General features: G+C 44.0%; 11 protein-coding genes and 1 pseudogene. 7 read left to right on the forward strand and 5 right to left on the reverse strand.

Annotation, left to right across the window (positions count from 1 at the left end):
- A partial coding sequence (locus B4033_RS08470; RefSeq protein ID WP_286833180.1) for an MATE family efflux transporter occupies positions 1 to 814 on the forward strand: 814 nt, incomplete at its 5' end.
- Positions 815 to 1051: 237 nt separating this feature from the next.
- On the opposite strand, the gene B4033_RS08475 is transcribed toward B4033_RS08470, so the two are convergent.
- Positions 1052 to 1261, reverse strand: a complete 210-nt coding sequence (locus tag B4033_RS08475) for a DUF1737 domain-containing protein (protein ID WP_004809883.1) — start codon at positions 1259 to 1261, stop codon at positions 1052 to 1054.
- Positions 1262 to 1515: 254 nt separating this feature from the next.
- Between B4033_RS08475 and B4033_RS08480 the strand changes: the two genes are divergently transcribed.
- Together B4033_RS08480 and B4033_RS08485 are read left to right on the forward strand one after the other, a co-directional pair.
- Positions 1516 to 2814: an ABC1 kinase family protein gene (locus B4033_RS08480; RefSeq protein WP_004809887.1), complete on the forward strand. Its 1299-nt coding sequence runs from the start codon at positions 1516 to 1518 to the stop codon at positions 2812 to 2814.
- A 117-nt stretch (positions 2815 to 2931) separates the two neighbouring features.
- Positions 2932 to 3183 (forward strand): type B 50S ribosomal protein L31, encoded by a 252-nt coding sequence (locus tag B4033_RS08485; protein ID WP_004809889.1) that lies wholly within the window; start codon positions 2932 to 2934, stop codon positions 3181 to 3183.
- Between the two features lie 62 nt (positions 3184 to 3245).
- On the opposite strand, the gene crcB is transcribed toward B4033_RS08485, so the two are convergent.
- The gene (gene crcB, locus B4033_RS08490; protein WP_004896190.1) at positions 3246 to 3626 is read right to left on the reverse strand and encodes a fluoride efflux transporter CrcB; all 381 of its coding nucleotides are present in this window, start codon (positions 3624 to 3626) and stop codon (positions 3246 to 3248) included.
- 167 nt (positions 3627 to 3793) lie between these two features.
- On the opposite strand from crcB, the gene B4033_RS08495 reads away from it, so the two are divergent.
- Positions 3794 to 4126: a HopJ type III effector protein gene (locus B4033_RS08495; protein ID WP_004896192.1), complete on the forward strand. Its 333-nt coding sequence runs from the start codon at positions 3794 to 3796 to the stop codon at positions 4124 to 4126.
- Positions 4127 to 4206: 80 nt separating this feature from the next.
- On the opposite strand, the gene B4033_RS08500 is transcribed toward B4033_RS08495, so the two are convergent.
- Entirely contained in the window at positions 4207 to 4758 is a 552-nt protein-coding gene (locus tag B4033_RS08500) for a hypothetical protein (RefSeq protein ID WP_004809895.1), read from the reverse strand.
- A 195-nt stretch (positions 4759 to 4953) separates the two neighbouring features.
- On the opposite strand from B4033_RS08500, the gene B4033_RS08505 reads away from it, so the two are divergent.
- Complete coding sequence (locus B4033_RS08505) at positions 4954 to 5592, forward strand: class I SAM-dependent methyltransferase (protein WP_286833183.1); 639 nt, start codon at positions 4954 to 4956, stop codon at positions 5590 to 5592.
- A gap of 2 nt (positions 5593 to 5594) precedes the next feature.
- On the opposite strand, the gene B4033_RS08510 is transcribed toward B4033_RS08505, so the two are convergent.
- Together B4033_RS08510 and B4033_RS08515 are read right to left on the reverse strand one after the other, a co-directional pair.
- Positions 5595 to 6176: a hypothetical protein gene (locus tag B4033_RS08510; RefSeq protein WP_286833184.1), complete on the reverse strand. Its 582-nt coding sequence runs from the start codon at positions 6174 to 6176 to the stop codon at positions 5595 to 5597.
- Between the two features lie 11 nt (positions 6177 to 6187).
- Positions 6188 to 6664 (reverse strand): Holliday junction resolvase-like protein, encoded by a 477-nt coding sequence (locus tag B4033_RS08515; protein WP_004809901.1) that lies wholly within the window; start codon positions 6662 to 6664, stop codon positions 6188 to 6190.
- Between the two features lie 123 nt (positions 6665 to 6787).
- Here B4033_RS08515 and B4033_RS08520 point away from each other — a divergent pair, with 123 nt between their 5' ends.
- Together B4033_RS08520 and B4033_RS08525 are read left to right on the forward strand one after the other, a co-directional pair.
- Entirely contained in the window at positions 6788 to 7432 is a 645-nt protein-coding gene (locus B4033_RS08520; RefSeq protein WP_004809903.1) for a ParA family protein, read from the forward strand.
- Positions 7433 to 7548: 116 nt separating this feature from the next.
- A pseudogene (locus tag B4033_RS08525) lies at positions 7549 to 7779 on the forward strand (AI-2E family transporter); the annotation flags it as partial.

Here is a 7779-nt window from a genome sequence, read left to right on the forward strand (position 1 = left end):
TTTTATGTATGGTTTCGGTCCAATTCCTGCATTGGGCAGCGCTGGTTGTGGTTTTGCTACAGCGATTCTGCAATGGCTGATGCTGATTACGCTCGCGATTTATATTTTAAAAAATAAGTCCTATCAGGCAACCCAACCCTTCACTCACTGGGAAACAATTAATACTTACTGGCTCAAGCGTATTCTCAAGTTAGGCTTACCGATTGGTCTGGCAATTTTCTTTGAAGTAAGCATTTTCAGTACGGCAGCGATTGTCCTGAGTCCGCTGGGTGAAACTATTGTCGCGGCACATCAAATTGCGATCTCCATTACATCGCAGCTATTTATGATTCCGATGTCTTTAGCGATTGCTTTGACGATCCGTGTTGGAACCTATTATGGCGAGAAAAACTGGGTCGCAATGCGTCAGGTGCAATGGCTGGGTTTAGCCACTGCTACTGTACTCGCCGTATTGACCATGCTGCTGCTGTGGTTCTTTAAGCATGAGATTGTGGCGCTCTACACCTCAGAAATACAGGTCTCCCAGATCGCGGTGTATCTGGTGCTATTTGCAATTGCTTATCAGCTGATGGATGCCTGGCAGATCAGTGCGGCAGGTTGCTTACGTGGTATGCAAGACACCAAAGGCCCGATGTGGATCACTATGATTGCTTATTGGGTGATTGCCTTCCCGGTCGGTGTCTATCTGTCCAGATTTACGGATATGAGTGCGGCCGGTGTCTGGGTGGGGCTGATTGTCGGTCTGAGTGTGGCCTGTGTACTACTGCTGATGCGCCTTTATGGCAACAATAAACGTTTAATTCAGCAGGCTTAAAAGAATTAAAAAGGATGAATTTTCAATCCTATATTCAATTAACCCGCAAGCGACATGGCTGTCGCCGTTGATCAGTCATCTTGCGCCACGCTTTAAAGCAGTGCTTAAAGCGTGGCCCAGAATATAGCATCAGTAATAAAGGGGTTTTATTACTTTTGCCGCTGTGAAAGTAAAAAACCACCTACACAATAAGATAAAAATGCGAATGAAACATTGAGGGCATGATCATTCAGAACTCTAGTTCGCTTCTAAAGCTGCTTTTAAACCTTGTGGAATCTCAGATTCATCTGCTACTTCTTTAATGACAACCTGCCCCACAATCACTTCCGTACCATTAAAAGTCATGGTTGGTGAACCATACAGCTCATAGCCTTCATTTAATGCTTTGGTGACACGGGCACAAAAATGCACATCATCCTTGCCGGTAAAATAACGATAAACTTTCATGGAATAGTCTTAGCTTCAATCATGCTGACTATTCTAATCTCATCAATGCATAAAAACTGAGAATTAATAGCTACCCAATCACTCTAAATAATGAATCAAAACGGTATTGGTACAGTTTTTGGAAGCTTATTGAAGAAATTGTGAAGTATGAGATTGGGCTGGCAACACAACCTCTACAATTAGTTATAGGCATTTACGCCTTTGTCGCCTATGATCAAAGGCAGCATTAAAAAGATGATTTTGAGGAATTCCGCATGGCAAAAACGGCTAGCACACCCGGTCGTCGCTTTATGAAACTTGCCGGTATGACAGCAAGTATCGCCAGCAAAACATTATCAAATTCTATTAAAAACTTAACTGCCGACGAAGAGCAGAAAAATGCAGCGCGCAGCAAACTCTTTCAGGATATTGGTGTACAGATTGCCGATACCCTTGGAGAAATGAAAGGCGCGGTGATGAAAGTTGGTCAGATCGCTTCTCAATATAAAGATATTTTTCCACCTGAAGTCGCACGTGCCATTTCCAAGTTGCAACGTCAGGCGCCAGCCATGCCGTTTAATGTGATTAAAGCACAGGTTGAAAAAGAGCTTGGCAAACCGCTGGAGCAGATTTTCCAGGATTTTGAACCTAAACCTTTTGCGGCTGCCTCGATTGGTCAGGTGCATAAAGCCACCTTGCCGAATGGTCAGCAAGTCGTGGTGAAAGTGCAATATCCGGGTGTAGAAGAAGCTTGTGAAAGCGACCTAAAACAGGTCCGTCTGGCGTTACGTCTGATGGGGGTATTGAAAATTGACCGTAAACTGCAAGATCAGCTGTTTAAGGAAATTCAGCACAGTCTGGACGATGAGCTGAACTATGAAATCGAAGCGCAAAATTTAGAGGTTGCTCGTGCTTTCCACGAAACACTGGATAGCAAAATTGTGATTCCACAAGTCTATCCGGATTATTCGTCACGGCATATTCTGACTTTAAGTCTGGAACATGGTGAAAGTATTGAAACTGCCAGTACCTGGCCGGTAGAAATCCGTAATGATCTGGGCCGTCGCCTGTTCCGTGCCATTGGCCAGGAAATTTTCTATCTGCGTCGTTTCCACTGTGACCCGCATCCGGGTAACTTCGCCTTCCGTGAAGATGGCACGGTCATCATTTACGATTTTGGTGGTGTAAAAACTTTATCTACTGAAGTGATTGGTCATTTTAGAGAGCTAGTACATGCAGCTCGGGAACAGAATATTCCGATGATCGAGCAGCAGCTAGACTCGCTTAAGTCACTTACAGAACTTGGAAAATTCCCTCAGGAACTGTATGAACAGTGGCTGGAAGTACTGTTACGCCCACTAAATGGCTATTATGATTTTGAGGAAAACTCGGCGCACCATGACGGTGTAGAGCTGATCAAGCCATCCTTGAAATATTGGGACGTATTTAAACCTTCTCCAGATACGTTGATGGTGAACCGGACCATTTCAGGACAATACTGGAACCTGATTCATTTGAAAGTTAAAGATGATCTCAGTGATGTATTTGAGGAGCTGGTGCCGAAACGTGCCTAAGCTTTAACAAGTGTTACACCAGGATACACATCGTTACCAAGCTCATATTGAAAACAATATTGTTATATTATAACATAACATTAAATCTAGTCATTGTTGTTCAAGCAAGGTAAAAATATGCGTCCAGATATCCATCCAGAGTATCGTGAAGTACTATTTCATGACACCAATGCCGATGTTTATTTCGTTATTGGCAGCACCATGAATTCCAGCCAGACCCGTGAATACGAGGGCAAAACTTACCCTTATGTCACTCTCGATATTTCAAGTGCGTCTCACCCCTTCTATACCGGTGAACAGCGTCAAACCAGTAATGAAGGCCGCGTAGCAAGCTTCAATAAACGTTTTGCACGCTTTAAACGCAGTTAAACCTTAATGTCTCATTTCTAAATCCTCTATTGTCAGGAAATCTCCCTAGTTTCCTGACTTTTTTATGCCTGCGCTAAAGCCAGCTGAGTCAGATAGAAACCAATTCCCAGCAGCAGTACACCGACAATCACACTGGATACGACATAACTGATAGCAATTGTTAGCGCTCCCTGTTTAAGCAGCTGAAAAGTTTCCAAACCAAAACTGGAAAAAGTAGTAAAACCACCCAAGATCCCCACCATAAATAACAGCCGTGCTTCATTCTGTAGAAAGCTGTATTTCTGGCTAAAGGCAAAGAAGATCCCCGCACATAAACAACCGATAATATTGATCCACCAGGTCGGCCAGGGAAATAACATCTGCGGCTTGAAAATCAGCATGCCTGTTGCATAACGCAGTGTCGCCCCGATTGCGCCGCCCATTGCCACCAAAAGCCAGTTCATGTCCTCTCCGTTATCCTTCAATCCTGAATACGTCATCAGCCCTTATATTGGGCGAGAATAATGAATAACATCATGCACCTAAAATTGCACAATGAACATGGATCTTTGCCAAAAAATTGGTATATTCGACACCATTCATATTTATTTAAGTTCTAGAGGGAAACCCCATGGCTCAGGAATTACTGGCTCAATTGGCTGCTGGCGAAGCAAAATTTGCTGATGTAATTGCATTCATTGATGCACGCTATCAGCACACACCAACAGCTTTTAAAAATGGTCAACAAGCCAATGCCGCTACTGAAAACCAGGGTAGTGCAAAAGTATTCTCTTTTGCTAAATTGAATGGTCTGGATCAGGCGCAAACTTTGAGTCTGTTTGCTGAACACTATGCCGCAGTACTGGCAACGCCTGAAGCGACCGACCACCAGAATATCCGTCAGTTCATGCTCAATGGCTGGGATGGGATTCAGTTTGAAGGCGAAGCGCTAGCTGCTAAATAAATGCTCAATCAAGCTATAAAAAAACCGCTCCTTTGAGCGGTTTTCTTTTCCTATAAATTGCCATGAATGAACTTTTATCACTAGCTACGTTGTACCTTTTCAATCCACTGAATTGAATTAACACGAAACACTTCACACGCGCCATCACCTGTATCGGTCGGAGTCAATGATGAGGTCCATACCAGATCTTTATCTCGCACTTCAACCAGCTCGCCTTTCAAACGGACCAGATCACCACGTTTGACCTGTTTAATGGCTTTGGCAATCTGCGGATTGGCAGGAATGATATGCATATTGGATACCATCTGCATGGCTTGTGCTTTAGGCACTGGAATACGATCCATTTTCCAGTTCAGATAGCGGTCATACTGGTTTACCGTGATATGTCGGGCAATTTCCGGTTCAGCAAATAGTCCCCAACTTACTGCATAATCAATTGGAGAAAACTTGGCCTGCGGATCATTATTATAAATTTTTGAACCCAAGATCCGGAAATCACCTTTAAACGGCTGCAATACCGAAATTGACTGGCCTTTTGCCACGGGTGGCAAGCCTTTGGCAATATTATGTTCTACGGATGCTTGTGACAGCACCGGTAACATCAGACCCAGACACAGGGCAATATGCTTCATGCTTTTCAACCTCATCTTGCTTTTATCCCAACCATCTCAGTTCATCTGTTCACCAAATATCTTAGCGCGAACTTATGAAGGAAATAGTTGAAATTGGTAACAATGTGCTATGAATGAGTCGTACTAAAAATTATATTTACCGGGAAATTTTCGGTTAAGCTAAGCGCAATCCAGCAATAAATTGAACCTAAAATCATGCTGTATAAACTTTATCAAAAACACATTTTCCCGCATCTGCTAAATCAGGTCATGCAAACCGCATCACTCATGGATCTGCGCCGTGAACTGCTACTTGGGGTTTCTGGTGAAGTTCTGGAAATCGGTTTCGGTACCGGGCTGAATCTACCCTTCTATCAAGGCGTCCATACCGTCTATGCCTTAGAGCCTAATCTCGAAATTTTTAAATTAGGCCAAGAGCGGATTCAGACGACGCCTTTTATGGTTGAGCACATTCTTGCCAGTGCTGAAGCATTACCTTTTGATCGTGATCAGCTGGAAAATGTGGTTTCGACCTGGACTCTCTGCAGCATTCCTGATCTGCATCAAAGCCTGAAGGAGATTTACCGGGTACTGATGCCAGGTGGAACTTTGCATGTAGTAGAACATGTACTGAATCGGCAGAATCTGAACGTGCAGCGTTTACAGCATTTATTGACCCCGATTCAGAAGAAAGTCGCGGATGGCTGCCATCTTGATCGAGATATTGAAACTGCTTTACTTGAAGCTGGTTTTGAACTGGATAAAGTAAAATATGTCGATGCCGCTGGTATTCCCAGTATTGGACAGCGTATGTTGCTGGCTCGGGCACGCAAACCTGTTTCAGGCATTAAATAAAATCAATTCACCTGAATAGCATGCACTTTAAGCAACTGACATTGGGCGCGATGTTTCGACCCGATTCCTGCCTGAAAAGCCTGACCTGTAGTACCCGACTGTACAGTGACAATGTTACCCTGAAGATGAACCTGCTGCCCTGATTTCAGACGGCGAATCTGATTGGCAATATTTTCATTGGCGGCAATCAGGCTAAAGTGCTGTACATGGGTTTTAATGGCTTCCTGCTCCGCTGTATTGATTGTACCTTCAATCTGGAAGCAGCGTTTTGGCTGATCGAGCTGCAGTTTAGCCTGCATAGTAGTGGGCAAAGGCTGAATCGCCAGCAAGATATCAATATTACTGACATAGGCCAGATCATTAAAACTGCCCACAAAGGGACTGGCCTGATGCAAGACCCGACGGTTTGGTTTGATAAACGATTTATCCAGCACTGTATACGTTGCTGAAACAGGCTGCACCGCTTCTACCTTAAAATTCTTGAGAACGCCGCTTTCTTCCAGATGAGGGATAGCGCGAAAATACTCTGACCAGACCCAGATCCCAAATGCGAATAGTGCTGCGGTGATCAGTAATTTATTCATATGATCTTTTCCTAATCCTCGAATTCTTCAAAATCGATACGGATGGTTTCAAAGCGTACCCGTCCTTCCTGAATTGCCCGGGCAATTGCCTGTTGCCCTTTGCTCAGCCTTGCGCCACCACTCTTGATATCAATCAGCACCACTTCAATATCTTCGGCCAGACCATCACCATCACGGAAGTCGGTATAACCATCAAAAACTACATAATCTACCGGATCACCCAGGAACTTGGCATCACTGGGTAAATACTGAAATTCAGGCATAATCGGTGCTAACTGTTCGGCCATTTTCCCCTTGAGTACAGCACGGCTGGTATTTACGCTACGCTTCTGGGCGGCCGTCAGAGCCTGCTGATGTTCCAGTTCCAGCTCGGCAATGTACTGTTCATATTCTGCCTTGATGCGGCCATTACGGCTTTGCCCCAGAATGAGTGTGGTTAGCACAATCCCGATACACGCTCCTATTAACATTGCCATCCATATGGACATTCAATCTTCCTTAATTTTCACTTAAGTTATGGTTAGATTCGACTGAAGTCGAGGTTTTCCGCCATCTGCCGATCAGAAAAGAATGATATGCTAGCAATGTACATAAATAAATCACCCCCACTCATGAAAACAATTTTAGTTGCAAATCAGAAAGGTGGTTGTGGCAAGACAATGACTGCCATCAGCCTAGCATCAGCACTGGCCCAAAAAGGTTACAAGGTTGCGCTTGCTGATGCCGATAACCAGAAATCTGCACTGCAATGGCTAAAACATCGCCCTGAAAATGCTGCTCCGATTCAGAGTCTGGACTGGCGTAGTACCAAATCTATTGGCGATGCACCCAAGAAAATCGAATACCTGATCATTGATGCGCCAGGCGCTTTAAATGGTGAGCATGCGGAACAACTGGTCAGTGAAGCACATGCCATTATCATTCCTTTACAGCCTTCATTTTTTGATATCGATTCGACCCGCCGATTTCTGAAACATCTTCAGGAAATCAAGCGGATTCGTAAAGGTAAAGTCCAGATTCTGCTTCTGGCAAATCGTAATAGGCCGAATGCAGCATCGAATCAGGAAATTCAGCAGTTCTTTGACCGTATTGAACAGCAGCCGGTGGCATGGATTTCTGAACGTGCACCGTATGGACGTCTGGCGATGGAAGGTCTGTCGATTTTCGATAAACCACAAAAAATGTACCGGGAAATGCAGGCACAATGGCAACCTGTATTAAATGCCATTATCGATGATCCAGCCCAATGGTTCTAAACTCGCAGCGTACGATATCTTTTTTTTGATAAAAGAATCCGTATAACTTTGTCAGTGTACATTTGCGCCCGGCTTTTTTTCAGTTAATATGCCTGACAGACCTAAGGAATGAGTCATTGAATTCAGTGCAACAATACGCGCCTACATTACAAAAAGTTTTATTGTTTGGATTATTTTTTATCCTGCTTTATTTGAGTTTTAATGTACTCAAATACTTTATTGTACCTGTAGTTTGGGCAGCCATTATTGCCTATATGACTTGGCCTCTGTATCAGTCTATCAAACGCTCTGTCGGTTCAAGACCGAACCTGAGTGCGATTATCATGATGATTATGGTAACGCTGGTG

This window comes from Acinetobacter sp. UBA3132 (assembly GCF_002364825.1).
Lineage (GTDB): Bacteria > Pseudomonadota > Gammaproteobacteria > Pseudomonadales > Moraxellaceae > Acinetobacter > Acinetobacter schindleri.

Excerpts from the sequence above, each read along its gene's own strand:
- B4033_RS08475 (WP_004809883.1), bottom strand. The coding sequence starts at position 1,261 with ATGAAAGTTTATCGTTATTTTACCGGCAAGGATGATGTGCATTTTTGT.
- B4033_RS08480 (WP_004809887.1), top strand. The coding sequence starts at position 1,516 with ATGGCAAAAACGGCTAGCACACCCGGTCGTCGCTTTATGAAACTTGCC.
- B4033_RS08485 (WP_004809889.1), top strand. The coding sequence starts at position 2,932 with ATGCGTCCAGATATCCATCCAGAGTATCGTGAAGTACTATTTCATGAC.
- crcB (WP_004896190.1), bottom strand. The coding sequence starts at position 3,626 with ATGAACTGGCTTTTGGTGGCAATGGGCGGCGCAATCGGGGCGACACTG.
- B4033_RS08495 (WP_004896192.1), top strand. The coding sequence starts at position 3,794 with ATGGCTCAGGAATTACTGGCTCAATTGGCTGCTGGCGAAGCAAAATTT.
- B4033_RS08500 (WP_004809895.1), bottom strand. The coding sequence starts at position 4,758 with ATGAAGCATATTGCCCTGTGTCTGGGTCTGATGTTACCGGTGCTGTCA.
- B4033_RS08505 (WP_286833183.1), top strand. The coding sequence starts at position 4,954 with ATGCTGTATAAACTTTATCAAAAACACATTTTCCCGCATCTGCTAAAT.
- B4033_RS08510 (WP_286833184.1), bottom strand. The coding sequence starts at position 6,176 with ATGAATAAATTACTGATCACCGCAGCACTATTCGCATTTGGGATCTGG.
- B4033_RS08515 (WP_004809901.1), bottom strand. The coding sequence starts at position 6,664 with ATGTCCATATGGATGGCAATGTTAATAGGAGCGTGTATCGGGATTGTG.
- B4033_RS08520 (WP_004809903.1), top strand. The coding sequence starts at position 6,788 with ATGAAAACAATTTTAGTTGCAAATCAGAAAGGTGGTTGTGGCAAGACA.